Source organism: Aestuariivirga sp. (assembly GCF_046294715.1).
Lineage (GTDB): Bacteria > Pseudomonadota > Alphaproteobacteria > Rhizobiales > Aestuariivirgaceae > Aestuariivirga.
Window position 1 is genome coordinate 1 of the sequence record NZ_JBKBKI010000040.1, and the last position, 25,033, is coordinate 25,033.

The 25,033-nt window shown below is 67.8% G+C and carries 22 protein-coding genes; 13 read left to right on the forward strand and 9 right to left on the reverse strand.

The window, feature by feature from the left end:
• Nucleotides 1-546: enolase C-terminal domain-like protein (locus ACK4HL_RS18405; protein WP_409763556.1), on the forward strand; the 546-nt coding region annotated here is incomplete at its 5' end.
• A 132-nt stretch (nucleotides 547-678) separates the two neighbouring features.
• Nucleotides 679-1,308, forward strand: a complete 630-nt coding sequence (locus ACK4HL_RS18410; RefSeq protein ID WP_409763559.1) for a hypothetical protein — start codon at nucleotides 679-681, stop codon at nucleotides 1,306-1,308.
• 3 nt (nucleotides 1,309-1,311) lie between these two features.
• Here the strand turns inward: ACK4HL_RS18410 and ACK4HL_RS18415 are convergent, their stop codons facing one another.
• On the reverse strand, nucleotides 1,312-2,289 hold the full coding sequence (locus tag ACK4HL_RS18415; RefSeq protein WP_409763562.1) for a threonine/serine dehydratase: 978 nt from the start codon (nucleotides 2,287-2,289) through the stop codon (nucleotides 1,312-1,314).
• Nucleotides 2,290-2,377: 88 nt separating this feature from the next.
• Between ACK4HL_RS18415 and ACK4HL_RS18420 the strand changes: the two genes are divergently transcribed.
• The 5 genes from ACK4HL_RS18420 to ACK4HL_RS18440 all read left to right on the forward strand — a co-directional run bounded on the left by ACK4HL_RS18420 (nucleotide 2,378) and on the right by ACK4HL_RS18440 (nucleotide 8,879).
• A complete protein-coding gene (locus ACK4HL_RS18420; protein ID WP_409763565.1) occupies nucleotides 2,378-4,426 on the forward strand; it encodes an FAD-dependent oxidoreductase in 2,049 nt (682 codons plus the stop codon).
• A gap of 111 nt (nucleotides 4,427-4,537) precedes the next feature.
• Nucleotides 4,538-5,818 carry a L,D-transpeptidase family protein gene (locus ACK4HL_RS18425; protein ID WP_409763568.1) on the forward strand — a complete coding sequence of 427 codons (1,281 nt, stop codon included), beginning with the start codon at nucleotides 4,538-4,540 and terminating at the stop codon, nucleotides 5,816-5,818.
• Nucleotides 5,819-5,885: 67 nt separating this feature from the next.
• A complete protein-coding gene (locus ACK4HL_RS18430; RefSeq protein ID WP_409763571.1) occupies nucleotides 5,886-6,719 on the forward strand; it encodes a bifunctional allantoicase/(S)-ureidoglycine aminohydrolase in 834 nt (277 codons plus the stop codon).
• A gap of 93 nt (nucleotides 6,720-6,812) precedes the next feature.
• Nucleotides 6,813-7,079, forward strand: a complete 267-nt coding sequence (locus ACK4HL_RS18435; RefSeq protein WP_409763574.1) for a helix-turn-helix domain-containing protein — start codon at nucleotides 6,813-6,815, stop codon at nucleotides 7,077-7,079.
• Between the two features lie 24 nt (nucleotides 7,080-7,103).
• Nucleotides 7,104-8,879, forward strand: coding sequence for a SulP family inorganic anion transporter (locus ACK4HL_RS18440; protein ID WP_409763577.1), 1,776 nt, complete (start codon nucleotides 7,104-7,106; stop codon nucleotides 8,877-8,879).
• Here the strand turns inward: ACK4HL_RS18440 and ACK4HL_RS18445 are convergent.
• Nucleotides 8,797-10,443, reverse strand: coding sequence for a glycosyltransferase (locus ACK4HL_RS18445; protein ID WP_409763619.1), 1,647 nt, complete (start codon nucleotides 10,441-10,443; stop codon nucleotides 8,797-8,799). The genes ACK4HL_RS18440 and ACK4HL_RS18445 overlap by 83 nt on opposite strands.
• Nucleotides 10,444-10,715: 272 nt before the next feature.
• Between ACK4HL_RS18445 and ACK4HL_RS18450 the strand changes: the two genes are divergently transcribed.
• The gene (locus tag ACK4HL_RS18450) at nucleotides 10,716-11,423 is read left to right on the forward strand and encodes a transporter substrate-binding domain-containing protein (RefSeq protein WP_409763580.1); all 708 of its coding nucleotides are present in this window, start codon (nucleotides 10,716-10,718) and stop codon (nucleotides 11,421-11,423) included.
• On the opposite strand, the gene ACK4HL_RS18455 is transcribed toward ACK4HL_RS18450, so the two are convergent.
• Together ACK4HL_RS18455 and ACK4HL_RS18460 are read right to left on the reverse strand one after the other, a co-directional pair.
• Nucleotides 11,399-12,484 (reverse strand): quinone-dependent dihydroorotate dehydrogenase, encoded by a 1,086-nt coding sequence (locus tag ACK4HL_RS18455; RefSeq protein ID WP_409763583.1) that lies wholly within the window; start codon nucleotides 12,482-12,484, stop codon nucleotides 11,399-11,401. The two genes, ACK4HL_RS18450 and ACK4HL_RS18455, sit on opposite strands and share 25 nt — an antisense overlap.
• A complete protein-coding gene (locus ACK4HL_RS18460) occupies nucleotides 12,481-12,819 on the reverse strand; it encodes a DUF952 domain-containing protein (RefSeq protein WP_409763586.1) in 339 nt (112 codons plus the stop codon). Before ACK4HL_RS18460 ends, ACK4HL_RS18455 begins: the two co-directional genes overlap by 4 nt.
• A 104-nt stretch (nucleotides 12,820-12,923) precedes the next feature.
• Here ACK4HL_RS18460 and ACK4HL_RS18465 point away from each other — a divergent pair, with 104 nt between their 5' ends.
• A complete protein-coding gene (locus tag ACK4HL_RS18465; protein ID WP_409763589.1) occupies nucleotides 12,924-13,559 on the forward strand; it encodes a helix-turn-helix transcriptional regulator in 636 nt (211 codons plus the stop codon).
• 15 nt (nucleotides 13,560-13,574) lie between these two features.
• Here the strand turns inward: ACK4HL_RS18465 and ACK4HL_RS18470 are convergent, their stop codons facing one another.
• A complete protein-coding gene (locus ACK4HL_RS18470; protein ID WP_409763592.1) occupies nucleotides 13,575-15,197 on the reverse strand; it encodes a lysine--tRNA ligase in 1,623 nt (540 codons plus the stop codon).
• Nucleotides 15,198-15,324: 127 nt separating this feature from the next.
• Complete coding sequence (locus ACK4HL_RS18475; protein WP_409763595.1) at nucleotides 15,325-16,176, reverse strand: dienelactone hydrolase family protein; 852 nt, start codon at nucleotides 16,174-16,176, stop codon at nucleotides 15,325-15,327.
• A gap of 69 nt (nucleotides 16,177-16,245) precedes the next feature.
• On the opposite strand from ACK4HL_RS18475, the gene ACK4HL_RS18480 reads away from it, so the two are divergent.
• Nucleotides 16,246-19,026: an ATP-dependent DNA helicase gene (locus tag ACK4HL_RS18480; protein WP_409763598.1), complete on the forward strand. Its 2,781-nt coding sequence runs from the start codon at nucleotides 16,246-16,248 to the stop codon at nucleotides 19,024-19,026.
• 49 nt (nucleotides 19,027-19,075) lie between these two features.
• On the forward strand, nucleotides 19,076-19,489 hold the full coding sequence (locus ACK4HL_RS18485) for a tellurite resistance TerB family protein (protein ID WP_409763601.1): 414 nt from the start codon (nucleotides 19,076-19,078) through the stop codon (nucleotides 19,487-19,489).
• 164 nt (nucleotides 19,490-19,653) lie between these two features.
• Here ACK4HL_RS18485 and ACK4HL_RS18490 read toward each other — a convergent pair whose 3' ends face one another.
• On the reverse strand, nucleotides 19,654-20,979 hold the full coding sequence (locus ACK4HL_RS18490; RefSeq protein ID WP_409763604.1) for an MATE family efflux transporter: 1,326 nt from the start codon (nucleotides 20,977-20,979) through the stop codon (nucleotides 19,654-19,656).
• Between the two features lie 47 nt (nucleotides 20,980-21,026).
• On the opposite strand from ACK4HL_RS18490, the gene ACK4HL_RS18495 reads away from it, so the two are divergent.
• A complete protein-coding gene (locus tag ACK4HL_RS18495) occupies nucleotides 21,027-23,495 on the forward strand; it encodes a ligase-associated DNA damage response DEXH box helicase (RefSeq protein ID WP_409763607.1) in 2,469 nt (822 codons plus the stop codon).
• A gap of 25 nt (nucleotides 23,496-23,520) precedes the next feature.
• Complete coding sequence (pdeM, locus tag ACK4HL_RS18500; protein ID WP_409763610.1) at nucleotides 23,521-24,165, forward strand: ligase-associated DNA damage response endonuclease PdeM; 645 nt, start codon at nucleotides 23,521-23,523, stop codon at nucleotides 24,163-24,165.
• Here pdeM and ACK4HL_RS18505 read toward each other — a convergent pair.
• Together ACK4HL_RS18505 and ACK4HL_RS18510 are read right to left on the reverse strand one after the other, a co-directional pair.
• Nucleotides 24,158-24,622, reverse strand: a complete 465-nt coding sequence (locus ACK4HL_RS18505; protein ID WP_409763613.1) for a DUF3429 domain-containing protein — start codon at nucleotides 24,620-24,622, stop codon at nucleotides 24,158-24,160. The two genes, pdeM and ACK4HL_RS18505, sit on opposite strands and share 8 nt — an antisense overlap.
• Nucleotides 24,623-24,667: 45 nt before the next feature.
• The coding region (locus ACK4HL_RS18510; protein WP_409763616.1) for a peptidoglycan-binding domain-containing protein at nucleotides 24,668-25,033 on the reverse strand (366 nt) is incomplete at its 5' end.

The following is a 25,033-nucleotide window of genomic DNA, read 5'->3' on the forward strand; positions in this document are numbered from 1 at the left end:
CTCAAGCTGAAGCTCGGGCGGGAGGGTGATGCCGAGCGGCTGAGGCTCATCCGACGCAAGGCGCCCCGAAGCCGGCTGATCGTCGATGCCAACGAGGGCTGGTCGCCCGAAAACCTCGGAGCGATGCTGGCGGCTTGCGCCGAAGCGGGGGTCGAACTCGTGGAGCAGCCGCTCCCCGCCGGCGACGACGAGGCGCTCCGCCGGTCGAAGCGTGCCGTCACCGTCTGCGCCGATGAATCGGTGCATGGCCTCGGCACGCTGGACGATCTCACCGGCAAGTACGACGCCATCAACATCAAGCTCGACAAGACAGGCGGGCTGACGCCGGCCATCGCGCTCGCCCGCGCCGCGCAGGCCCGCGGCCTCGGGATCATGGTGGGCTGCATGCTCGCCACCTCGCTCGCCATGGCCCCCGCCATGCTGCTCACCCCCTTTGCAAACGTCGTGGATCTCGACGGACCGCTGCTCCTGAAGGCGGACCGCGAGCCCGGGCTCCGCTTCGAGGGAAGCCTCATGCACCCCCCGCTCGCGGCACTCTGGGGCTGAACCTGCGGCAACTTGACGTAGCGGCGGCCTAAACCAAAGATTCACCACTGGGGGCCATGATATCGGGCACGGGTGCTCTCGCGAAAAAGGGCCGTCGCCCTCCCTGCTTTGATGTGTGTGGAGTTGTTCAGTATGCCGCCCAAGACGACGCCGCCGAAGGAAGAGGCGAAGGATCTCAGGCCTGAGGATTTCGAGAAGATTCGCGAAGCGGTGCTGGAAACGCCGCGCGGCCGCTGGTTTCTCGACGAATTCGCCTCGCGCCTCCGGGCGGCCGAATCCGCCAGCCTCGTCAGCAGCATGAAGCGCCTCGAAACGGCGGTCGCGGCCAATCACGATGCGCTGATGGCGAGGCTCGCCGAGGCCCTGAGGCGCGGGCCGGCACCTTCCCAGGCATCCGCCCCGCAGCCCGAACTCGCGCCGAGGCACATGAAGTACTATCGCCAGGACGAGGAGATCTTCACGCCGGCTCCGCATGCCACGATCGCCGAAGTGCCCGCCGCCGAAGCCAAGGAAAAGCCGAGGAAGGAGGAGAGGCGCCGTCCCGCACGGGTGATCAGGCGGCAGGGCCCCGCCTTCGAACCGCCGCCGGGAATGGAAGCGCCTCTTCCCACCTCCGCCGTAGCGCCGCCGCCGGAACCCTTGCCGCCTGCTGCTGCAGGCGAGCCGACGCCCGCCGCCAAGCGCCGCATCGTCATCATCCGCCACAAGCCCGGCGAGGAGATCGACGTGCCGCTGGCCGATGAACTCGCCCGCGCCTCCTGAGGCTCAGATCTCGCGCTTCAGGATGCGGGCATAGAGCCCCGCGTCGCAATTGCCGCCCGAGAGGATGACGCCGACCGCGCGGTCGCGCGTCGCGATCCTGCGCGTCAGCACCGCGGCGAGCGCCACCGCCCCGCCGGGCTCGGCCACCAGCTTCAGCACCTCGAAGGCGAAGCGCACCGCCTCCGCCGCCTCGGCGTCGCTGACGGCAAGCCCCTCGCCCAGAAGCCTCTTGTTGATGGCGAAGGTCATCTCGCCGGGCGAAACCGCCATCAGCGCGTCGCAGATCGAGCCGGTGGCCTTTTCGTTCCGCTCGATCCTGCCGCTCGCCAGCGAGCGCGCGTAATCCTCGAAGCCCTCGGGCTCCACCGTGTGAACCTTCGTTCCGGGCGATTTCGCCTCGACCGCCAGCGCCACCCCCGCCGTGAGGCCGCCTCCCGAGCAGCACACCAGCACGTCGTCGAGATGGACGCCGCGCGAGGCCGCCTCCTCGGCGAGTTCGAGCCCCGCCGTGCCCTGTCCCGCGATGATGTCCGGGTCGTCGAAGGGCGGCACCAGCACCGCGCCCCGTTCCTTCACGTAACGCTGGGCGATCTCCTCGCGTGATTGGGTGGCGCGGTCATAGGTGATGACCTCAGCGCCATAGCTTCGCGCGTTGTCCTGCTTGATCCGGGGCGTGTCGGCGGGCATCACGATCAGGGCCGGAAGGCCCCTGATCTCCGCTGCCGCCGCCACCCCCTGGGCATGGTTGCCGGAGGAATAGGCCACCACGCCCCCCGGCGCCGCCGCGGCATCGAGCTGCGAGATGCGGTTCCACGCGCCGCGGAACTTGAAGGAGCCGGTGCGCTGCAGGCACTCCGCCTTGATGAGGATGCGCCCGCCCGTCATCGCGTTGAGCTTGGGCGACTCGATCACCGGCGTCCTCACGGCAAAGCGCTCGAGCCGCCGCGCCGCCTTCTCGATGTCGCTGAAGTCCGGCAGCATCTTTCCCCCGCATGAGGCCCCGCAAGGTGGAGCATAGCCGAGCACCCCCGCCATTTGCTAGAACCTGCCGCAGAACTTGGGAGCCAAGATGACACGCGATCCGCGCTACGACATCCTTTTCGAACCCGTCCGCATCGGACCGCTCACGGCGCGGAACCGCTTCTACCAGGTGCCGCACTGCAACGGCATGGGCCACCGCGATCCTTCATCCCTGGCGGCGATGCGCGGCATGAAGGCGGAAGGCGGCTGGGCCGTGGTCTGCACCGAGATGGTGGAGATCCACCACGCCTCCGACGTCGCGCCCTTCGTCGAGCTCCGCCTGTGGAGCGACCACGACATTCCCATGCTGGCGCGCATCGCCGAGAAGGTCCACGCCCATTCATCGCTGGCCGGCATCGAGCTCTGCCATTCCGGCTACACCGCCAACAATCTCTGGTCCCGCGAGGTGCCGGTGGCGGCGAGCCCCATGCCGACCGGCAGCTACATCTACGATCCGGTGCAGGCCCGGGGCATGGACAAGGAGGACATCCGCAACCTCCGCCGCGCCCACCGCAAGGCGGCGCTGCGCTCCAGGGAGGCGGGCTTCGACCTCGTATACGTCTATGCCGGCCACGGCCTGGGCATCTTCCAGCACTTCCTCTCGCGCGCCACCAACTTCCGCACCGACGAATATGGCGGCTCGCTCGAGAACCGCGCCCGCCTGCTGCGCGAGGTGATCGAGGACACGAAGGACGCGGTGGGAGACCGCTGCGCCGTTCCCGTGCGCATCGCCATGCACGAGTTCCAGGGTTCGGCCGGCCTCGAGCCGGCGGAGGTCGAGGACGCCATCGCCATGATGGCGGAGCTCCCGGACCTGTGGGACCTCTCGCTCTCCGACTGGTCGCATGACTCGCAGACTTCGCGCTTCGCCGAGGAGGGCTTCCAGGAGCCCTACATCAAGGGCGTGAAGAAGCTCACCTCGAAGCCGGTGGTGGGCGTGGGCCGCTACACCTCGCCCGATGCCATGGTGCGCGTCATCCGCCAGGGCATCATGGACATGATCGGCGCGGCTAGGCCCTCGATCGCCGATCCCTTCCTGCCGAGGAAGATCGAGGAGGGCCGCCTCGACGACATCCGAGAATGCATCGGCTGCAATGTCTGCGTCACGCACGACTTCACCATGTCGCCGCTGCGCTGCACGCAGAACCCCTCGATGGGCGAGGAATGGCGGCGCGGGTGGCACCCGGAGATCATCCGCCCCAAGGATGAGGATGCGCACGTCCTCGTCGTGGGCGCCGGTCCTGCGGGGCTCGAGGCGGCGCGCGCCCTCGGCCAGCGTGGCTACCAGGTCACCGTGGCGGACAGGGCCTCGGAAGCGGGCGGCCGCGTGGCGCGCGAGTGCAGGCTTCCCGGCCTCAGCGCCTGGGGGCGGGTGCGCGACTGGCGCATGCTGCAGCTCGCCAAGCTTCCCAACGTCTCGCTCTATCTCGAGAGCGACATGACGCCCGAGACCGTGGCGGAGCTCGGCGCCGATCACGTGCTGGTCGCCACCGGCGCGGAATGGCTCAGGGACGGCACGGGGCGCTATTTCCTGACCCCCGCCGCCCTCGCCGAAGGCGCGGAGATCCTCACGCCGGACGACGTGATGGCGGGCGGCCGCCCGCGCTCGCGCCAGGTCGTGATCTATGACGACGACCATTACTACATGGGCGGCGTCCTGGCCGAACTCATGGTGAAAGAGGGCTACGCCGTGAGCCTGGTGACCCCTGCTCCCGTCGCCTCCGCCTACACCAAGGCTTCGCTGGAGCAGAAGGCGATCCAGGCCCGCCTTCTGAAGCTGGGGGTCCGGATCGTGGCGAGCCAGGCCGTATCCGCCGTCGCGGCGGACCACGTGACGCTGGAATGCGTCTTCACCGGCGCGGCCTCGAGGCTCGAGGCAGGCTCGGTCCTGATGGTCACGGCACGGCGTCCCGTCGATTCGCTCTGGCAGTCGCTCGCCGCGCATAACGTCGCGGCCACCCGCGCCGGCGACTGCCTCGGCCCGGCCACCATCGCCGCGGCCGTCCATGCGGGGCGGAACTATGCCGAAAATTTCGGCAGGCCGCCGCTCGATCATCTGGAGATTCCGTTCAAGCGCGAGGTGGCGGCCTTGAGCTGATCGTGAAGCTGCCTCAATCCCGTCGCACGGGGGCACTAGACTCCGCGCAATTAAGACACCATTTACCGAACTCGAACACTGTGAAATCGGTTAAGTCAGGGGAAACCATCCGTGCTGTCGCGCCGCGCGTTCAACCGCCAACTCCTCGCCATGGGCAGCCTTCTGGCCATGGGCTCCATTGCCGCGGCTGAAGAGCCCGTCTTCACCAGCTCGATCGCGAGCTCCTCGAAGGAAGCCTCGCCGAAGAACGCCAAGCTCGCGACACAGACCGAGATCGTGGCCGGCCAGGACCAGGCCCCGATGCTGAGTATGGGCGCGGTCGAGGCCATGCAGGGCGCCATCGCCCTTTACGAGGAAATCGTGGCGGGCGGCGGCTGGGAGCAGCTCGCGCCCAAGACTCTCAAGAAGGGTGCGAAGGGCGAGGCCGTTCTGGCGCTGAAGCGCCGCCTCGTCGCCGAAAACTACCTGCCCTTCGATTCGCTCAATTCCGAGAGTGCTGCCCTCTTCGACGATGAACTCGAGGAGGCCGTGCGCGCCTTCCAGGTGAATTACGGCGTGCTGCCCTCGGGCATCGTGGCCGAGAAGACGCTGGCCCAGCTCAACGTTCCAGCCGACACCCGCCTCGGCATGCTGCGCGAGAACCTGCCGCGCGTCGAGGCCTATGCCGCGGACCTCGGGGATTTCGCCATCCTCGTCAACATCCCCGGCACCCAGCTCGAGACGGTGGAATATGGCCGCGTCTATTCGCGCCACAACATCGTCGTCGGAAAGCTCGACCGGCCCTCGCCGACGCTGGCGAGCAAGGTGAGCGACATCAACTTCAATCCCTACTGGAAGATACCGGCATCGATCGTCGAGCGCGACATCGTACCGAAGTATCTCGACGATCCCACCTATCTCGAGGCCAATCACATCCGCGTCTTCGACGGGGTGGACGGCCCCGAGATCGACCCGCTCTTCATCGACTGGTCGATGACGGACCCGGAACGTTATTTCTTCCGCCAGGAGCCGGGCCCCCACAATTCGCTGGGCTCGGTCAAGATCAACTTCCCCAACGACCACATGGTCTACATGCATGATACGCCGCACCGCGAGCTGTTCGGCCGCAACGTGCGCTTCGAGAGCTCGGGCTGCGTGCGCATCGACCAGGTGGAAACCGTCATCAAGTGGATCCTGGACCGCACCGGCTCGGGCTTCACCTCCTACGACTACGAGCAGATCGTCGCCAACGTCGAGCAGTACGACCACAAGATCGACAACGGCCCGGACGTGCGCTGGATGTACCTGACGGCCTGGGCCACCGAGGACGGCCGCGTGAATTTCCGCCCCGACGTCTACGGCCTCGACGGCACCGGCTTCATCTTCGGCCAGCCCCAGCCGAAGACGTTCTGATCCCTCGCCGCTTGCGGCTTCGGCCCCCCGGCTCTATCCCTTGTCCGGTAACGACACGGAAGAGCCGATGACCCGCAGCTACTACGCGCCCCATGGCGGCCACCCGCCGCAGACCGATCTCCTCACCGGGCGGGCGGTCTTCACCGAAGCCTATGCGGTGATCCCGAAGGGCGTGATGCGCGACATCGTGACGAGCCTGCTCCCCTTCTGGGAGGGAACGCGCGCCTGGGTGATCGCGAGGCCCCTCTCGGGCTTCGCCGAGACCTTCTCGCAATACATCATGGAAGTGGCACCCGGCGGCGGCAGCGAAAGACCCGAGCCCGATCCGGAGGCCGAGGGCGTGCTCTTCGTGGTGGAAGGCGAAATGGGGCTGACGCTCGAGGGGGCACGCCACGTGATGAAGCCGGGCGGCTATGCCTATCTCCCGCCCGGCGCGCGCTGGGCGCTGCGCAACGAGGCCGCGGCACCGGTGCGCTTCCACTGGGTGCGCAAGGCCTATGAGCAGGTCGGGGGCATCCCTGCCCCGGAGGCCTTCGTGACCTCGGACGACGCCGTGAGGCCGGTCGCCATGCCCGGCACCGAAGGCAAGTGGGCGACGACCCGCTTCGCCGACCCCGATGACATCCGACACGACATGCACGTGAACATCGTCACCCTGGAACCGGGTGCAGTCATCCCCTTCGCCGAGACGCATGTGATGGAGCACGGCCTCTATGTGCTTGAAGGCAAGGCCGTCTACCGTCTCAACACCGACTGGGTCGAGGTGGAGGCGGGTGACTTCATGTGGCTCCGCGCCTTTTGCCCGCAGGCTTGCTACGCCGGCGGACCCGGGCGCTTCCGCTACCTGCTCTACAAGGACGTCAACCGCCACGTGAAGCTGAAGAGCCCGTTCGCGCGGTGAAGAGCATCAAAACTGATGTTTAAAACATCACTCTTGCCTGTTGAAGCATGGAGAGTTATGTAGGGGCTGCCTCGCCTCGTAAGCAGAACCGTGATGATTACTTCCGCCCAGATTCGCGCCGCCCGTGCCCTGCTCGGCATGGACCAGAAGACTCTGGCGGAGAGGGCGGGGCTCTCCCTTCCCACCATCCAGCGCATGGAGGCGAGCGAAGGCCAGGTTCGCGGCGTCGTGGACAGTCTCGTCAAGGTCGTCCAGGCCCTCGAGGCGTCTGGAATTGAACTCATCGGCGAGAACGCCCAGAGCACCGGAGGCGGGCGCGGCGTGCGCTTCCGGAACGGGAAGCCGCCACCCTCCCCCTGACCTCGCAAGACGGGACCACACGAGATGTCCGCTCGCAGCGCTACGCCCTCCTCCACGGCTTCCGGCCAGAACGCCAGTTTCGCCGAGCTCTTCACGCCGAAGCTCGTCACCGTGCTGCGCGAGGGCTATGGCTGGAAGAATTTCAAGACGGATGCGGTGGCGGGCCTCACGGTGGCGATCGTGGCCCTGCCGCTCTCCATGGCGATTGCCATCGCCTCGGGCGCAACGCCGGCCCAGGGCCTCTACACCGCCGCCGTCGGGGGCTTCCTCGTTTCGCTGCTCGGCGGCTCCCGCTTCCAGATCGGAGGCCCCGCCGGCGCCTTCATCGTGCTGGTCTCGGCCACCGTCGCCCAGCACGGCATGGACGGGCTGATCCTCGCCACCTTCCTCTCGGGGCTGATGCTTGCGCTGGTGGGCTTCCTCAGGCTCGGCACCTTCATCAAGTTCATTCCCTTTCCCGTCACCGTGGGTTTCACGGCGGGGATCGCGATCATCATCTTCGCCAGCCAGGTGAAGGAGCTCCTCGGGCTCACGCTTCCCGGACCGGAGCCCGGGCCGCTTCTGGAGAAGATCCCTGCGCTCTGGAGCGCCGTCCCCACCCTGACCCCCGCCGCGCTCGCGATCTCGCTCGGCACCGTTGCGGTGATCCTTGGCCTCCGGAAGATCAGGCCACACTGGCCCGGCATGCTGATCGCCGTGGCTCTGGCGGCGCTGGCCACCGCGCTCTTCTCGCTACCCGCCGCCACCATCGGCTCGCGTTTCGGCGGCATCCCGAGCGTGCTCCCGGCACCCACCCTGCCGGAGCTCTCGGCCGAAAAGATCATCGCCGTGCTGCCAGCCGCCCTCGCCTTCACGCTCCTCGGCGCCATCGAGTCGCTGCTCTCCGCCGTCGTCGCCGACGGCATGACGGGCCGCCGCCACCGCTCCAACTGCGAGCTCGTGGCGCAGGGTGCCGCGAATGTGGGCTCCGCCCTGTTCGGCGGCTTCTGCGTGACGGGCACCATCGCGCGCACCGCCACCAATGTGCGCTCGGGCGCGCATGGCCCGGTTTCCGGCATGCTGCACGCACTGTTCATCCTGCTTTTCATGGCGGTCGCCGCACCGCTCGCCGCCTATATCCCCCTCGCCGCACTGGCAGGCGTGCTCGCGGTCGTCTCCTGGAACATGATCGAAAAGCAGGCCGTGGCCGTGCTCTTCCGCTCCGGCTGGGGCGATGTGGCTGTGCTCTCCGCCACCTTCCTCCTCACCATCTTCCGCGACCTGACGGAGGCCATCATTGTCGGCTTCGCGCTGGGCTCGGTGCTGTTCATCCACCGCATGTCGCAGGCGACGGCGGTCGAGACCCACACCCCCTTCGTCGGCGAGGACATGGCGGATTCGGCCCAGCCGCGCGGCGAGTATGATGAGGCGCTCGCCGCTAATCCGGAGATCGTCGTCTACCGCATCACCGGGGCCTTCTTCTTTGGCGCCGCGGCCTCGATCGGCTCGGTGCTGGACCGCATCCAGGACACGCACAAGGCGCTGGTCGTGGACTTCGCCGGCGTGCCCTTCCTCGACTCGACCGGCGCCAATGTCATGGAGGGGCTCGCCCGCAAGGCCCACCGGCGCGGCGTCCGGCTCGTCGTCGCCGGCGCCAACCCGGACATTCGCCGGGCGCTCCTCACCCACGGCGTGCGCCCGCCCGAAGTGGCCTTCGCGGCGACGCTCGCCGATGCTCTCACTCAGCTGCGCGAACCTGCGGCCGCTGCAGCTTCGACAGGCCATGCTCCGTCTTGTTCCAGTGGAACGGCGCCGTCATGAACTGCCACAGCGCCAGCCAGGCCGCAGCCGACATGAGCATCCAGTAGAGCGGCAAGCTCGCCAGCGTGCCGGTCCAGCCTGTGATGCCGCGACGCCTGAGCCCGCGGCGCACCAGCCCGATGGTCACGGCATAGCCCGCGAGCAGCACGAACAGGTTCACCCCCGCAAGCATCACCAGGGCCAGTCCTGCCCCCTCCGGCAGGCTGGGGAAGAGCATCGCCACCACTGCCGTGGCCACCATCGCCGGAGGGTGCAGCAGGGCCGAGGCGAAGACGCCCAAGGTCATGACCTGGGCGGTCCAGAAGCCCGCAGGGCCCACCTCGTGGATGAACCGGCGCGGTTCCCGCATGTGCACGAGCCATGTGGCCAGGAACCCCTTGAGCCAGCGCGCCCGCTGCCGCATCCAGTTGCCGAGCCTGGTGTTGGCTTCCTCGTAAGTGAGGCTGTCGAGCGTACCGGTTTGATAGCCGAGGCGCGCCAGCCGGAGCCCGAGATCCGCGTCTTCCGTGACGTTGAAGGCATCCCAGGCGCCGGCCGCCCGCAGCACTGCCGTACGGAAGTGGTTGGAGGTACCCCCGAGCAGCAGCGGCAGGCGATGGCTCGCCAGCACCGGCAGCAGCACTTGGAAGAGCAACGCATATTCCGCGGTGAATTGCCGGGCGAGCCAGTTCTCGCCCGCATTGTAGAAGGCGAGCCCCGCCTGCAGGCAGGCGAGTTCCGGCGGCGCCTCGGCGAAGCGCTGCGCCGCCTTGCGCAGCTGGTCGGGCTCGGGAATGTCTTCCGCGTCATAGATGGTGACGAGTTCGCCGCGGCAGAACTGCAGCGCATAGTTCAGCGCCCTGGGCTTCGTCTGCGGCCGGCCGGCCGGCACGACGATCACCTCGAAGTGGCGCGGCAGCGGCCGCATCGCAAGGGCGCGCTGCATCGCCACGTCCTCTTCTTCGAGGATGAGCTTGATATCGAGCTTCGTAGAGGGATATTGCAGCCGCTGCAGCGCGCCGAGGAGCTGCGGCAGCACTGGCGTTTCGCGGAACAGCGGCACCAGCACCGAATAGGTCGGAAGCTGCTCCGGCGTGAGCGGCGCGGCCCGGCGCCGCCGCTCCGTAGCCGGAGGCGGCAGCAGGCAGAGCACCCTCAGCGCCACGACCGCCAGGAAGAACACGCCGCCCACCCCGGAGGCAAGCATGAGCAGCGTGCCGAGCGGCAGCAGAGCCATGCCGAGCGCAAAGATCGCCGCCCCCAGCAGCAGCACCGAGGCCTGTTCGGAGGTGAGCCGCTGGCGTGCCGAGAAGATGGGCTTGCGCCGTGCCAGCCCCAGCGCCGCCTCCTGCGCCAGGAAGCGACCGTGAACGGCGCGCACCGCGGCAAGGAAATCGCTGCGCCTGGCACGGCCGATCAGCGGCAGCTTCCTCTCGCGCGCGATGTCGTAGGCAGCGCTGCCGCACGCGGCATGAAGCCTGAGTCCGGGGATCGACACCATCGGCACCAGCTTCAGGCGCAACGCCGTCTCGAGCTCCTCCTCGGGCAGGCGGCGCAGGGCTTCGAACACCGCCGTCCTATCCACTCTCGGCAAGACATCCTCCTCCGGCACAGCTATGCTGAGCCGTGGAGCCGCGGCCTCGCCAAAGCCGTAACGCTCGTTATCGGACGAATACACTGTCTTTGACCCGGAGTTATGTCTCTCCGATGATGCGACGTAACGTAAAGATTGCAACCACCCTGGGGCTGTTGCTTTGGGGGGTTTATCCATCTTTGGTTGCAAATTCACAGGACACACCCGGCACGCCGGTCGATCCTCCCCTCTTCCGTACCGTTCAGGACCAGGCCCGGCCCAGCGTGCCCGATACCCCCGTCAGGCTCATCGCCGACGCCGATTTCGCTCCCCTGAGCTTCCTCTCCAATGCGGGAGCACCCGCCGGTCTTGCGGTGGAACTCGCCATCGCCGCCTGCGAGCAGGCGCGGCTGCGCTGCACGGTGGAGGCAAGGCCCTTTGCCGAGATCATGCCCGCACTCGAGCGCGGCGAGGGCGACGTCGCGATCTCTGGGCCCCGCCTCGACGAGGCGACGCTCGGCGCCGCCCGCATGACCAGGCCCTATTTCCGCACGATGGCGCGCTTTGCGGTGGCCAATGCGAACAGGCTCCAGGCGGCGGATCCGAGGGCGCTGGCCGGCCGCCGCATCGGCGTTGCGAAGGACACGGTGCATGCACGCTGGCTCGAGGCCTATTACGGCAACTCCCGCATCGAGGCCTTCGGCAGCCTGGGCGAGGCCGGAGAAGCCCTCAAGACCGGTGAAGTGGACGCGGTCTTCGGCGACAATCTGCAGGTGATCTACTGGGTGATGGGCAGTGCCGCAGGCTCCTGCTGCCGCCTGCTGGACGGTGCCTTCTCGGACTTCGACCACTTCAGCCGCAATCTTGCGTTCCTCGTGCGGAATGACCGGCCTGAACTCCGCGCCGCATTCGATTACGGGCTCGACCAGGCGCAGGCCTCCGGCGCCACGGCCCGCATCATCCGCACCTATGTGCCCCTGCCGCTCTGGTGAGCCAGCGCCTCGGCGTCGGCCCCCCGCATCTCCGCCAGGCCGGCGCCGCCGCGGCTGACCTCTGCCGAAAGCCCGTCCAGGATCTCGCGCACCAGCCCCGGCCCCCGATAGACCAGCGCCGAGTAGAGCTGCACGAGGCTTGCCCCGGCGCGGATCTTTCGCAGGGCCGATGCGGCATCATGAACGCCGCCCACGCCGATGAGCGCAATCGCGCCGCCCGTCAGCAGGTGCAAGCGGGCCAGCTGGCGCGTCGAAAGCGTCAGCAGCGGCTTTCCGGAGAGTCCGCCCTGCTCTGCTGCATGGGTCGAGCGCAGGCCTTCGCGCGAAAGCGTGGTGTTGGAGACGATGATGCCATCGACGGCACCCCCGCTGCATGCGGCGGCGATGTCCTCGAGCTCGTCCTGGCGGAGGTCAGGCGCGATCTTGAGCAGCATGGGGGGCCGCTTCGCCTGGGCGGCCCGCGCCGCGTTGAGGCGGGCGAGCAGCTGCTCGAGCTCGGCGCGGGATTGCAGCCCCCGCAGGCCCGGCGTGTTGGGCGAGGAGACGTTGACGGTGAAATAGGAAGCGAGATGCGAGAAGGCCTCGATGCCCGCCACATAGTCCCCGATCCTGTCGGTTGAATCCTTGTTGGCCCCGATGTTGACCCCGACGATGCCGCCACGTCCCGCCCGCGCCGCGAGCCTCGCCAGTGCGGCCTGGTGCCCCTCGTTGTTGAAGCCCATGCGGTTGATGACGGCTTCGTCCTCCGTGAGGCGGAACAGGCGGGGCCGCGGGTTTCCGGCCTGCGGCCTCGGCGTTACCGTGCCGATTTCCGTGAAGCCGAAGCCAAGCGCCAGCATCGCGTCCGGAACCTCGGCATTCTTGTCGAAGCCCGCAGCGAGCCCCAGCGGGTTCCGAAAACGCAGCCCGAAGGCCTCGACCGCAAGACGCGAATCGCCGGCAGGCGCGGCGCCTGCGGGAAACGCCTTCAGCGCGCGGATCGTCAGGTCATGGGCGGTCTCGGCGTCAAGGCGGTGGAGCAGTGGCCGCACCAGCGGAAAGGCAAGCCCCGCCAGTCTCATGCGATCCCCTCGGGAAAGCGGTGCGCGCCAGCCTCGAGCGGCAGCGGCTCGGCCTTGACCGCGAGCCGGGTGGCAATCGGCCCATAGACATGCGGGAAGAGCTCGCCACCGCGCGAAGGCTCCCATTTCAGCGCCGGCAGGTCGGCCTCCGCGAAACCCACCAGGACGAGATCGGCCTCGCCGGCGAAGTGCCGTCGCGCCGTCTCCCGCACCTGGTGCGCCGCGGAGAGGTGGATGAAGCCGTCCTTCCGGTCCACGGCGGAGCCCTCGAACACGCCCTTGGCGAGTGCCTCGCGCCATTCGGCGGCAGAAAGGATCTTGTAGAGGAATCGCATGGGGGCGCAGTTTAGGCCGCTCGCCCCATCTGGACAATCTTCCGCATGCAAGGTATAGCTTCCTATGAATAAGAACCTTTACGGCAGCTCGGAAGAGGCGGCACATGCTCAGTCACAAGCAGGTCTGGAATGCGATCGACACGATCGCGGAGCGTTACGGCTATTCGGCGTCGGGGCTCGCCAAGAAGTCGGGGCTCGATCCCACGTCCTTCAATCCCTCGAAGCGCACCGGGCCTGACGGGCGGCCGCGCTGGCCCACCATGGAGTCGATCTCGCGCCTGCTGCAGGCGTCCGGCGCCTCCATGGAGGAATTCGCCGACCTGCTGATCGGCCGCCGCGGACAGCCGCCGAAGCTGCGCCAGATCCCGCTCCTCGGCTTCGCCAAGGCGGGCAAGGGCGGCTTCTTCGACGATTCGGGCTTTCCGGCGGGAAATGGCTGGGATGAGATCGACGTGCCCGGTGTCACCGATCCCAACGCCTACGCGCTCGAGATCACGGGTGATTCGATGATGCCGATCTACCGCGAGGGCGACATCATCATCCTCTCGCCCTCCGCCACAGTGCGCAAGGGCGACCGCGTGGTCGTGCGCCTCAACGACGGGCAGGTCATGGCGAAGATCATGCAGCGCCAGACCTCCAAGACGCTGGAACTCGCCTCCTTCAATCCCAACCACGCCACCAAGACCTTCGACATGAAGGACGTGGACTGGATCGCGCGCATCATGTGGGCGAGCCAGTAGGGCGGATGAGGGCCTCTACTTCGCCAGCTCGCCCCTGATGGCCCGCGCGATCAGCTCGCGCGTGTTGCCGATGCCGTAGAGCGCCACGAAGCTGCCGAAGCGCGGTCCCCTCTCCTCGCCCAACAGCACCTGGTAAAGCATGTTGAACCAGCCTTGGGCGACGCCCACGCTGCCGTCCTTCTGTACGGTCTTGTAGGGTTCGCGGCGGCCCACGTCATACACCTTCTGCTGGATGTCCTCCGGTGCCGCTCCATCGGGCAGCGTGGCGAGCGCGTCCGCCAGGTCGGAAAGGGCCTTCGACTCTTCCTCCGTCGGCGGACGATACTGCTTCTTGGGCTTCACGAAATCATCGAAATAGCGCAGCGCATGTGTCACCAGCGCATCGAGGCGCGGATGCGTATCGGGCGAGAGGGCGGGCGCATAGCGGCGGATGAAGCCCCACAGCGCCGACTTGTCGTGCGCATTCGCCACCGCCGCGAGGTTCAGCAGCAGCGCAAACGAGATGCCGCCCTCTTCCGGCGGCGGCGGGTTGCCGCCATGGATGTGCCAGACCGGGTTCATCAGCCGGTCGGCGGGCTTCTCGGCCTGGCGCTGATAGGCGGAGAGGAAGGCGCCGTAATCGTCCACCGCCCGCGGGATCACGTCGAAATAGAGCCGCTTCGCCTCGCGCGGCTTGTTGTACATGAACAGCGCGAGCGATTCCGGGTCGGCATAGGTCAGCCACTCGTCGATGGTCAGGCCGTTGCCCTTCGACTTCGATATCTTCTGGCCGTGCTCGTCGAGGAACAGTTCGTAGACGTAATGTTCCGGAGCCTCCGCGCCGAGGATCTCGCAGATCCGGTCGTAGATCGGAGCATTGGTCTGGTGGTCCTTGCCGAACATCTCGAAGTCGACGCCGAGTGCCGCCCAGCGCATGCCGAAGTCCGGCTTCCACTGCAGCTTGGTGCGGCCGCCGGTGACCGGCATGGTCACGTCGGTTCCGTCCTCGTCGGCGAAGGTGATGGTGCCGGCCTTCGCATCCACCTTCTTCATCGGCACGTAGAGCACCCGGCCCGTAGAGGGCGAGATCGGCAGGAAGGGCGAATAGGTCGCCTGCCGCTCCTCGCCGAGTGTGGGCAGCATCACCGCCATGATGTCGTCGAACTTCTCCAGCGCCTTGAGCAGCATCGCGTCGAAGCGGCCTGACCTGTAGTAGTCGGTGGCCGAGGCGAATTCATATTCAAAACCGAATGTATCGAGGAAACGGCGGAGCATGGCGTTGTTGTGGTGCCCGAAGCTCTCGTATCCGCCGCCGAAGGGGTTCGGCACCGCGGTGAGCGGCATGTGCAGGTATGGCTTCAGCGCTTCCGGATCCGGCACCGTGTCGGGGATCTTGCGCATCCCGTCCATGTCGTCGGAGAAGCACAGCAGCCTGGTTGGAATGTCGCACAGCATCTCGAAGGCCCGGCGCACCATGGTGGTCCGCGCCACCTCGCCGAATGTGCCGATGTGCGGAAGCCCCGAGGGGCCATAGCCCGTCTCGAAGAGCACCTCCTTCTTCCCCGTGCGTTTGACGCGCGCCACCAGCTTGCGGGCTTCCTCGAAAGGCCAGGCCTTGCTGGTTTCTGCGGCGGCGCGAAGGGCGGGATCGGCGGTCATGACGAGGGGTTTTCCGGATTGAGGCTGAGCGCTCTTTAGGGACGCCCGCGCGCCCGGTCAATCTTGGCGGGACGAAACCCTTCTCCCGCTGCGAGGCAACGGGAGAAGGCGCCCCGACGGCGGTTTGTCAGCTCAGGTATTTCTTGAGGAACGCCACGGTCCGCCCCCAGGCGAGGTCGGCGGCTTCCTTGTTGTAGCGGGCCTCGTTGCTGTCGTTGTTGAAGGCGTGGTTGGCGCCCTCGTACATGTGGAGTTCGTAGGCCTTGCCGTTGGCCTTGAGTGCCGCTTCGAATTCCGCGATCCCCGCGTTGATGCGCTCGTCGAGCCCCGCATAATGGAGGAGCAGCGGCGCCGCGATCTTCGGCACGTCCGCCGCCGGCGCCTGCCGCCCGTAATAGGCCACACCCGCTTTGAGGTTCGGGTCTCCCGAGGCGGCCAGCGCATTGACCGCGCCCCCGCCCCAGCAGAAGCCGACGGCGCCCACCTTGCCGTTTCCGCCCTCGATCTTCGAGAGCGCCTCCACGGCCTTGGCACTGAAGGCCAGCGTCTCCTCCGGGGAAAGCATGCCGATCATCTCGCGCGCCTTGTCTGCGTCCTCCGGGGTGCCGCCCTTGGCCGTGAGGTAATCGCCGCCGAAGGCGATGAAGCCTTCCCTGGCCATGCGGCGCGTCACGTCCCTGATGTGGGGGTTGAGGCCGCGATTCTCGTGGATCACCAGCACGGCGGGATGGGGTCCCTCCGCGGCTGGCCGGACCAGGTAGCCCTTGATGCCGGGGGCGATCTCCGCCTCCGCCGCCCTGATCGCCGGATCGTTCTCCGGCACGAGTTCGGCGCGGGCGTAATTGTTCTCGAGTGCCGGAAGCAGGGCGAGTGCGGCCGCGGAGGAGCCCGCCAGCAGGCTCAGCCGCTCCAGGAAGTCCCGCCGGTTCATCCCGCCATGCGTGTAGCGGTCGAAGAGATCGATGAATTTCTGTTCCATGGGGTCCTCGTTCCTCTTCCGTTCAGCCGTCCGCCTCATTAAACCTGCCTTCCTGGCAACAGGATGACAATGGATTCGACACTCCGCACCGCCGTGGCGTCCGGCATGGGCGCCATCATCGGCGGCGATCCCATGGAGCCGGCCCATGCCCTGGCGGCTCTGGCGCAAAGGCCGCATCTCCTGTGCCATTCCGCCTTCCTCGTCGAGCGGCTGGGGGTTGCGGCCCAGGCGCCCCGCACCGCCGTCCGCCAGGCCCGCGACCAGCGCCACCTCGACGTGGCAGAACTCTTCGCCTTCGTCTGCCCTGCGCGCTTCGCCACCCCCACCCCTTCCGGCATCGCCCGCTCGCTTGCGCTCGAACCGGGCAAGGACGACGGCGAGACCCTCCGCCTCATCGCCGAGGACCTGCTGAACCGGCTCTCCAGCCGGCACTACCCGCAGCTCCGCGAGACGGCGGAGAACGCCACCTTCCTGGCCCGTGCCAACTGGCCTTGGGCGAAACCCGTGCTGGAATCGCTGCTGAAGGCCAACCCGAAGCTCGATGTCGGATCGTTCTCCTCCGGCCTCAACGCCTGGGACAGGGTCGACGAATGGGAGGAGGATGGAGGCCGCGCGCCCGGCCGCCAGGACCCGGTTACGCAGGACGAGGCGAGGCGCTTCCTCGCCGAGGTGCTGGGCCTCGAGGCCGAGCAGCGAAGTTCGCAGGCTGATTATGCGGCGGCGGCGACCTTCGCTTTCGCGCCCCGCCAGTCGAAGGAGATCAACAACATTCTTCTTGCCGAGGCGGGAACCGGTCTCGGCAAGACGCTCGGCTATCTCTCGCCCGCCTTTCTCTGGGCCAGGAAGAACAACGCGCCCGTCTGGGTCTCGACCTACACCAAGAACCTCCAGCGCCAGCTCGACCAGGAGACGGCGCGGCTGATCGAGAACCCCGAGGAGCGCCGCCAGAAGATCGTCATCCGCAAGGGCCGCGAGAACTACGTCTGCCTCCTCAACATGCAGGAGGTGTTCGGCAGGCTCACCGCCGCCAACCCGCGGACCGCGCTGCTCGCCGCGCTCGTCTCGCGCTGGGCCCGCTTCACCCGGGACGGCGACATGGTGGGGGGCGATTTTCCCTCCTGGCTGCTCTCGCTCTTCAGCGACCTTTCGCTCGACGGCGAGAGCCGCGGCGTCACAGTTCAGGCCCTGGGCCTCACCGACCGGCGCGGCGAGTGCATCTATTCGGCCTGCCCGCATTACCGGCGCTGCTTCATCGAACGTTCGGTGCGCGCCGGCCGCAACGCCTCGATCGTCATCGCCAACCACGCCCTGGTGCTGCACCAGGCCGCCGTTGACCATGCGCTGGGCCTCGCCCGGACTGACGAGGAGGAGGCCGCGCCCGGCGGCCTCCGCCGCATCGTCTTCGACGAGGGCCATCACCTCTTCGACGCGGCCGATTCCGCCTTCTCCGGCCACCTCACGGCGCTCGAGACGGCCGAGCTCCGCCGCTGGATCAGGGGGCCCGAGTCCGAGCGCCGCCGCGGCCGCGGCCTTTCCGACCGCATCGGCGATCTCCTGGGCGAGGACGAGCAGGGCGAGAAGCTGCTGCAGAGGGTGCTGCGGGCGAGCCTCGCGCTTCCGGGCCCCGGCTGGACCAGGCGCGTCCAGGCCGGCCAGCCGGAGGGGCCGGCGGAAAGCTTCCTCGCGCTGGTTCGCCAGCAGGTGCTGGCGCGGGCGGAACAGAACGCCTCCGGCCACACGCTGGAAACCGACTGCCTGCCGCTGGTCGAAGGCCTGCGGGAGGCGGTTTCGGAACTCTCCTCCGCCCTGATCGACTTGAAGCAGCCCATGTCGGCCCTCGCCAACGCGCTGGCGAAGAAGCTCGACACCGAGGCCGAGGACCTTTCGACCCATGACCGCGGCCGCATCGAGGCCGTCGCGCGCTCGCTGAAGCGCCGGGGCGAGCTGATGGTGGGCGGCTGGATCGACATGCTGAAGCGCCTGCTCGAGGGCAGACATCCGCTCTTCGTCGAATGGTTCGACATCGAGCAGGCTTTCGGCCGCGAGCACGACGTGGGCCTCCACTCGCACTGGCTGGACCCGACGGAGCCGCTGGCGCTCGCCGTGCTCAGGCAGGCAGACGGAATCGTCATCACATCCGCCACATTGAAGGACCGCCCGCCGGACGTGCCGGACGACTGGGCCAACGCCGAGATGCGCACTGGTGCTGTCCACCTCCCCTACCCCGTGAGGCGCGAGAGCTGGGACTCGCCCTTCGACTATGCGGGGTCGAGCCGCGTGATCGTGGTGACGGATGTCAACCGCGAGGACATGGACCAGGTGGCGGCGGCCTACCGCGAGCTGTTCCTCGCGGCGGGCGGCGGCGGCCTGGGCCTCTTCACCGCGATCTCGCGGCTCAAGGCCGTTCACAAGCGGCTGCTGAAGCCCCTGGCGGACGCCGGCCTGCCGCTCTACGCCCAGCACGTTGACCCGATCGACACCGGAACCCTGGTCGACATGTTCCGCGCCGAGCGCGACGCCTGCCTGCTCGGCACCGACGCGGTGCGCGACGGGGTGGACGTTCCCGGCGATTCGCTCCGCCTCATCGTGCTCGACCGCGTGCCCTGGGCCACACCCACCATCCTCGAGCGCGCCCGCAAGGAAGCCTTCGGCGGCAACGCCTATACCGACATGGTGGTGCGGCTCAGGCTCAGGCAGGCCTTCGGCCGGCTGATCCGCCGCGCCGGCGACAGGGGCCATTTCGTGGTGCTCGACCCGCGGCTCGCATCGCGCTTCACCACCGCCTTCCCGCCGGGGATTTCCGTGTCCCGGCTCGGGCTGGTCGATGCCATCGACATGGTCAGAGCTTGACCGGGCGGCTCCCCATCCCGTAACTCCTCGCCCATCACGGGAGGCATCGATGTCCGGCACCATCTCCACCGAGCAGGCGCTCATCTACACCATGGTCACCATGTCCGGGGTCGAGGGCAAGATCAACGCCATCGAGCTCGCCGAAATCCGCCAGCTGGTGCAGACGCTGCCGATCTTCCGCGACTTCGACGAGCACCGCCTGACCCTCGTGGCCCACGAGGCCGGCGAAATCCTCCAGGACAAGGAGGGCCTCAAGGCCATTCTCGGCCTCGTCAAGGGCGCTCTCTCCCCGAAGCTGCGCGAGACCGCCTATGCGCTGGCCGTCGAGGTGGCCGCCTCCGATCTCGCCGTGGGCAAGGAAGAACTCCGCTTCCTCGCCATGCTGCGTGACACCCTCGGCCTCGACAAGCTGGTGACGGCGGCGCTCGAACGCTCGGCGATCGCGCGCTACCAGACCGAATAGTCCGTCACCCATAAGGAAGCCCTCTCCCGCCCTTCGGGCACCCTTTCCTCATGGCTCCGCCCCCGGGAAGCGCCGGAAGCGGGTATTCTTATTGACTTTATTCCTAAGATGTCCTAGGCATTTGTTCCTTGAACGTGCCTGCTGCTGATTGACATCGTGAAGGACTACCCAAACGCCCGCCGCTCGAGCGACGGCAGGCGGCTGAAGAAGGTCACGCCGCGGGCGACGAAGAAGATGTTGAGCGCCGCCCACAGCCCGTGATTTCCGAAGGGTGCTTCAAGCACCCACCAGGCCAGCATGAAGACCATGAGCGAGAGGATCATCATGTTGCGCATGTCCCTGGTGGCCATCGCCCCGGTGAAGATGCCGTCGAACTGGAAGCAGATGACGCCGAGGACGGGAGACACCGCCACCCAGGGGAGATAGGTACGGGCGGTGGCGCGCACCACCTCGTTCACCGTCATGGCGTCGATGATGGCGGGCCCGCCGAACCAGATGACGAGCGAGCACAGGACGCCCACCACCATGGCCCAGATGCTGGTGAGGCGGATCGCGTCGCGGAAGCGCTGGCGGTTCCGGGCACCCACCGACTGGCCGACAAGGGCCTCGGAAGCATAGGCGAAGCCGTCGATGAGGTAGGCCGACACTTCGAAGAGGTTGATGAGCACGGCATTGGCCGCCACGATCACGTCTCCGGCGCGTGCACCGCGCGCCGTGAACCAGGAGAAGGCGAAGACGAGGCACAGCGTCCTGATCATCACGTCGCCGTTCATCAGCAGCGTGCGCCGGACGCGCTCGGGATCGAGGATACGGGGCCATGAAAGCCTTGCCCCCATGTCGCGGAGGATGAGCAAGGCGAGCGCCAGCGCGAGGGCAACGGCCGACCACTCGGCGATGAGGGCGGCGAGGCCCACCCCGTCCGAGGTCATGCCGAGATGCAGCACGAAGTAGGCCGAGAGCGCCATGTTGGTGAGGTTGAGGAAGAGCTGCACCGCGAAGGCGAGCTTCGCCCGCGACTGGCCGATGAACCAGCCCATGACGCAGTAGTTGGCAAGCGCCGCGGGCGCCGCCCAGATCCGGTGATTGAAGTAGGTCTCGCCGTGGCGCCGGATCTCGGTCGAACCGCCCACCATGTCGAAGGCGAAGTCGCGGATCAGCGGCGAGAGCAGGATGAGGCCCAGGCCCGCCGCCGCGCCGATCATCAGCGCACGGATGAGAACGGCGACGAGCTCGGCACTGTCCCCTGCCCCCAGCGCCTGGGCGGAGAGCCCGCCGGTGGACAGCCGGAGGAAGCCGAAGCCCCAGAAGATGAAGGAGAAGATCAGCGCGCCCACGGCAATGGCCCCGATGTAATAGGGGTCCTCGAGCTGGCCGATCACCGCGGTGTTGACGACGCCGATCAGCGGCTCCGAGACGTTGGAGAGCATGATCGGCACCGCCACCGTCAGGACCGAACGGTGCGTCACCGGCGATTTGGGATCGAAGGACATCGGCTGCTGTTGCTTCTCCGCGCCGCCCAAGTCAAGCTTGGGGGCCCATGAGCCTGCCGCAACGCTTCCTCGACTGGTTCTCCTCCCGTGGCTGGGCCCCTCGCGCCCACCAGCTGGCCGTGCTGGAACATGCCCGGGCGCGGCAGAACGTGCTGCTGATCTCGCCAACCGGCGGCGGCAAGACGCTGGCGGGCTTCCTGCCGAGCCTTGCCGAAATCACCGAGCGCGGCACCGGACAGGGCGTCCACACGCTCTACGTCTCGCCGCTGAAGGCGCTGGCAGTGGACATTGCGCGGAACCTCGAGGCGCCGGTGGCGGAGATGGGCCTTGCCGTTTCCATCGAGACCCGCACCGGGGACACGCCGCATTCCAAGCGACAGCGCCAGCGCCAGAAGCCGCCGGACATCCTGATCACCACGCCTGAGCAGGTTTCGCTCCTGATGGCCGATCCGCATGCCGACCACATGCTGAAGAACCTGCGCATGGTGATCCTCGACGAGCTCCACGCGCTGGTGACCTCGAAGCGGGGCGTGCTCCTCTCGCTGGCGTTGACAAGGCTTCGGGCGCATGCACCCGAGGCGATCCGCATCGGGCTTTCAGCCACCGTCGCGGACCCGGACGCGCTGCGCGCCTGGCTGGTGCCCACGGGCGCCCACCCTGCGCCGCTGGTTATGGGAAGGCCGGGGGCGAAGCCCGAGATCCGCATCCTCTCCTCCGTGGAGCGCGTGCCGTGGGCGGGCCATTCAGCGCTCTACGCCATCCCCGAGATCTATTCCGAGATCCGCAAGGCGAAGATGACGCTCGTCTTCGTCAACACGCGGAGCCAGGCGGAGGTGATCTTCCAGGCGCTGTGGGAGGCCAACGACGACAACCTGCCGATCGCGCTGCACCACGGCTCGCTCGACGTGGCGCAACGGCGGAAGGTCGAGGCGGCGATGGGGGAAGGAAGGCTCCGCGCCGTCGTCTGCACCTCGACGCTCGAACTCGGCATCGACTGGGGCGACGTCGATCTCGTGGTGCATGTGGGGGCTCCGAAGGGTTCGAGCCGGCTGCTGCAGCGGATCGGCCGCTCCAACCACAGGCTGGACCTGCCCTCCCGGGCGCTTCTCGTGCCCTCCAACCGCTTCGAGGTGCTGGAATGCCAAGCGGCGCTGCAGGCGGCGGAAGACAATGCCCAGGATACGGAGTACCCGATGGTGCGGAAGCTCGATGTGCTGGCCCAGCACATCCTGGGCCGCGCCTGCGCCGGTCCCTTCCAGCCTGACGCGCTCTTCGCCGAGGTGGCGGGCGCCTGGACCTACCGCAATTTGAGCCGCGAGGACTTCGACAAGGCCATCGACTTCGTGGCGACAGGCGGCTACGCGCTGAGGGCCTATGAGCGCTATGCCAAGCTGAAGCCGCAGGCCGACGGCACGCTGCGGCTCGCTCATCCGCGCCTTGCCACGGTCTACCGGCTCAACATGGGCACCATCGTCGAAGACGAGATGCTGAAGGTGCGCCTGGCGCAGGTGCGGCGGCGGCTCGGCAGGCGCGTGGTGACGGGAGGCCGGGTGCTGGGCGAGGTCGAGGAATGGTTCATCAGCCAGCTGACGGTCGGCATGACCTTCCTGTTCTCCGGCGAGATCCTGCGCTTCGAGGGGCTCGACGAGTTCGGCGCACTCGCCACGCGCTCGAACGACCGGGAGCCGATGGTGCCCTCCTACCAGGGCGGCAAGTTTCCGCTCTCGACGCATCTCGCGGAGAGGGTGCGGAAGATGCTCTCCGACCCTTCGGCGTGGAGTGGCCTCCCGCCGCAGGTGAAGGCGTGGCTTTCGCTGCAGCGCTTCCGCTCGGTGGTGCCGAAGGCGAGCGAGATGCTCGTCGAGACCTTCCCGCGCGCCGACAAGCACTACCTTGTGTGCTACCCCTTCGAGGGACGCCTCGCGCACCAGACGCTGGGCATGCTGCTGACGCGGCGGCTCGAGCGCGCCGGCATGCAGCCCTTGGGCTTCGTCGCCTCCGAGTATGCGCTCGTCGTCTGGATGGTGCGCGACCTCTCGCTTGCCGTCTCCTCGGGCCGCATCGCGCTGTCGCGGCTCTTCGACGAGGACATGATGGGCGACGACCTCGAGGCCTGGCTCGCCGAATCCGCGCTGATGAAGCGGACCTTCCGCAATGCCGCCATCATCTCGGGGCTGATCGAGCGGCGCCAGCCGGGCCAGGAGAAGACGACGCGGCAGATGACGGTGAACACCGACCTGATCTACGACGTGCTGCGGACGCATGAGCCCGACCACCTGCTGCTGCGCGCCGCCTGGGACGACGCGGCGGAAGGCCTGATCGACGCCTGGCGGCTCGGCGCCATGCTGCGGCGGATCAGGGGACAGATCCTGCACAAGGCGCTCGACACCGTCTCGCCGCTCTCGGTGCCCATCCTCTTGGATATCGGCCGCGAATCGGTTTACGGCGAAGGCCATGATGCCCTTCTCGCCGAAGCTGCGAACGACCTCATCGACGAGGCCATGCGGCTTGTCTAGGTCGGAGCGCATCGCCCTCGGCGGCATGGATTTCATTCCTGACATGTCGGGGGCGCTCTATGCGCCGGAGTTTCGCGCCCTCATCGTGGCGGACCTTCACCTCGAGAAGGGAACGAGCCTGGCGCGGCGCGGCGTGCACCTTCCACCCTACGACACGCGCCAGTCGCTCATGGAGCTTCGCGCCGCGATCGAGGGAGCGAGGCCGGAGCGGCTGATCTTCCTCGGCGACAGCTTCCATGACGGCGGGGCGCGCGAGCGCATCGACGCCGATGACCTTTCGTCGCTGCGCGCCATAACGGCGGGGGTCGAAACCGTCTGGATCAGCGGCAACCACGACCCTGCCCCACCGATGGACGTCGGCGGAATCGTCGTGGATGAGATGGCCCTGGGGCCGGTCACGCTGCGCCACGAGCCGCGCACGCTTCTCGACGACGAGACGGAAATCGCCGGGCACCTGCACCCCGCCGCGGCGGTGCACGCCCGCGGCCATCGCATCCGCTGCCGCTGCTTCATCGCCGATGGGCGCCGCATGATCCTGCCCGCCTTCGGCAGCTATACGGGTGCGTTGAGCGTGCGCTCGCCCGCCTTCGAGCGGCTGTTCGGCGACTATCACGTGTGGATGATCGGGGGAAAGGCGATCCACCGCTTCCCCAAGCGCCAGGTCAGGTGACGACCACCGCGAGAAGCGCTGCGGTGAGCGAGACGACGACGCCGGCGGTGAGCAGCATCCGAAGCTTGCCGAACCAGGACGGCAGCCGCCCTGCCTCGACGCTCGTCACGTCCCAAAGGCCCTGCATGAGGAAGCCGGCGATGAGAAGCGTCAGCGCCGGGACATGCGGAATGAAGACGGCGGCAAGCCCGGCGAGCGAACCCAGGACGCTCGCCGAGAACTCGAGCCCCTGGCGGCGGCTGTCATAGGGCCCGATGGCGGTTCCCCAGCGAATGCCGCCAAGGAAGGACAGGATGATCGCGCCGTAGCTGATGACGAGCTTGATGCCGAGTTCCGGCGTGAGGACGGGGAGCGGCAGCCACAGCGACAGCGCCCCGGCTGCGAAAGGGATGAGGCCGGCCAGGCCGAGGAGGAACGCCACCGCCGGGATCGTGCTGCTCGCCTGCTGCCCGCTCATCACGGCAATCTCGTCCTTCCGGGGATGTGGTGCAAGACCGGCGCCTCAGCCGGCCTTGACGCGCAGGGCCGCGAGCAGCTCAGGCGTCAGCTCGCCCGTCACCTTGAGGCCGGATTGCAGCTGGAACAGCTTTATGGCGTTGGCGGTGCGCCGGCTCATCTGGCCATCGACCGTTCCGACATTGAAGCCGAGGCGGGTGAGCAGCTTCTGAGCCTCCGTCAGCGGGTTTTCGGCACCGGCACTGGCGGAAGGAAGAGCTTCGCCGGGGTCTGGCAGGAGCGGGGACGGGGCGGCGGTTTCAGCGGCGGGCTGCCAGGAGGGATCGGTGATCGCCACGACATTGGCGGCTTCGGCGCTGGGCCTGGGCGCCCAGACCGCAACCCTCGCCTTCCGCCGTTTCCGCTCATCCGG

Coding starts and splice junctions, on each gene's coding strand:
- ACK4HL_RS18410 (WP_409763559.1), top strand. CDS start 679: ATGCCGCCCAAGACGACGCCGCCGAAGGAAGAGGCGAAGGATCTCAGG.
- ACK4HL_RS18415 (WP_409763562.1), bottom strand. CDS start 2,289: ATGCTGCCGGACTTCAGCGACATCGAGAAGGCGGCGCGGCGGCTCGAG.
- ACK4HL_RS18420 (WP_409763565.1), top strand. CDS start 2,378: ATGACACGCGATCCGCGCTACGACATCCTTTTCGAACCCGTCCGCATC.
- ACK4HL_RS18430 (WP_409763571.1), top strand. CDS start 5,886: ATGACCCGCAGCTACTACGCGCCCCATGGCGGCCACCCGCCGCAGACC.
- ACK4HL_RS18435 (WP_409763574.1), top strand. CDS start 6,813: ATGATTACTTCCGCCCAGATTCGCGCCGCCCGTGCCCTGCTCGGCATG.
- ACK4HL_RS18440 (WP_409763577.1), top strand. CDS start 7,104: ATGTCCGCTCGCAGCGCTACGCCCTCCTCCACGGCTTCCGGCCAGAAC.
- ACK4HL_RS18455 (WP_409763583.1), bottom strand. CDS start 12,484: ATGAGACTGGCGGGGCTTGCCTTTCCGCTGGTGCGGCCACTGCTCCAC.
- ACK4HL_RS18460 (WP_409763586.1), bottom strand. CDS start 12,819: ATGCGATTCCTCTACAAGATCCTTTCTGCCGCCGAATGGCGCGAGGCA.
- ACK4HL_RS18465 (WP_409763589.1), top strand. CDS start 12,924: ATGCTCAGTCACAAGCAGGTCTGGAATGCGATCGACACGATCGCGGAG.
- ACK4HL_RS18470 (WP_409763592.1), bottom strand. CDS start 15,197: ATGACCGCCGATCCCGCCCTTCGCGCCGCCGCAGAAACCAGCAAGGCC.
- ACK4HL_RS18475 (WP_409763595.1), bottom strand. CDS start 16,176: ATGGAACAGAAATTCATCGATCTCTTCGACCGCTACACGCATGGCGGG.
- ACK4HL_RS18480 (WP_409763598.1), top strand. CDS start 16,246: ATGGATTCGACACTCCGCACCGCCGTGGCGTCCGGCATGGGCGCCATC.
- ACK4HL_RS18485 (WP_409763601.1), top strand. CDS start 19,076: ATGTCCGGCACCATCTCCACCGAGCAGGCGCTCATCTACACCATGGTC.
- ACK4HL_RS18490 (WP_409763604.1), bottom strand. CDS start 20,979: ATGTCCTTCGATCCCAAATCGCCGGTGACGCACCGTTCGGTCCTGACG.
- ACK4HL_RS18495 (WP_409763607.1), top strand. CDS start 21,027: ATGAGCCTGCCGCAACGCTTCCTCGACTGGTTCTCCTCCCGTGGCTGG.
- pdeM (WP_409763610.1), top strand. CDS start 23,521: ATGGATTTCATTCCTGACATGTCGGGGGCGCTCTATGCGCCGGAGTTT.
- ACK4HL_RS18505 (WP_409763613.1), bottom strand. CDS start 24,622: ATGAGCGGGCAGCAGGCGAGCAGCACGATCCCGGCGGTGGCGTTCCTC.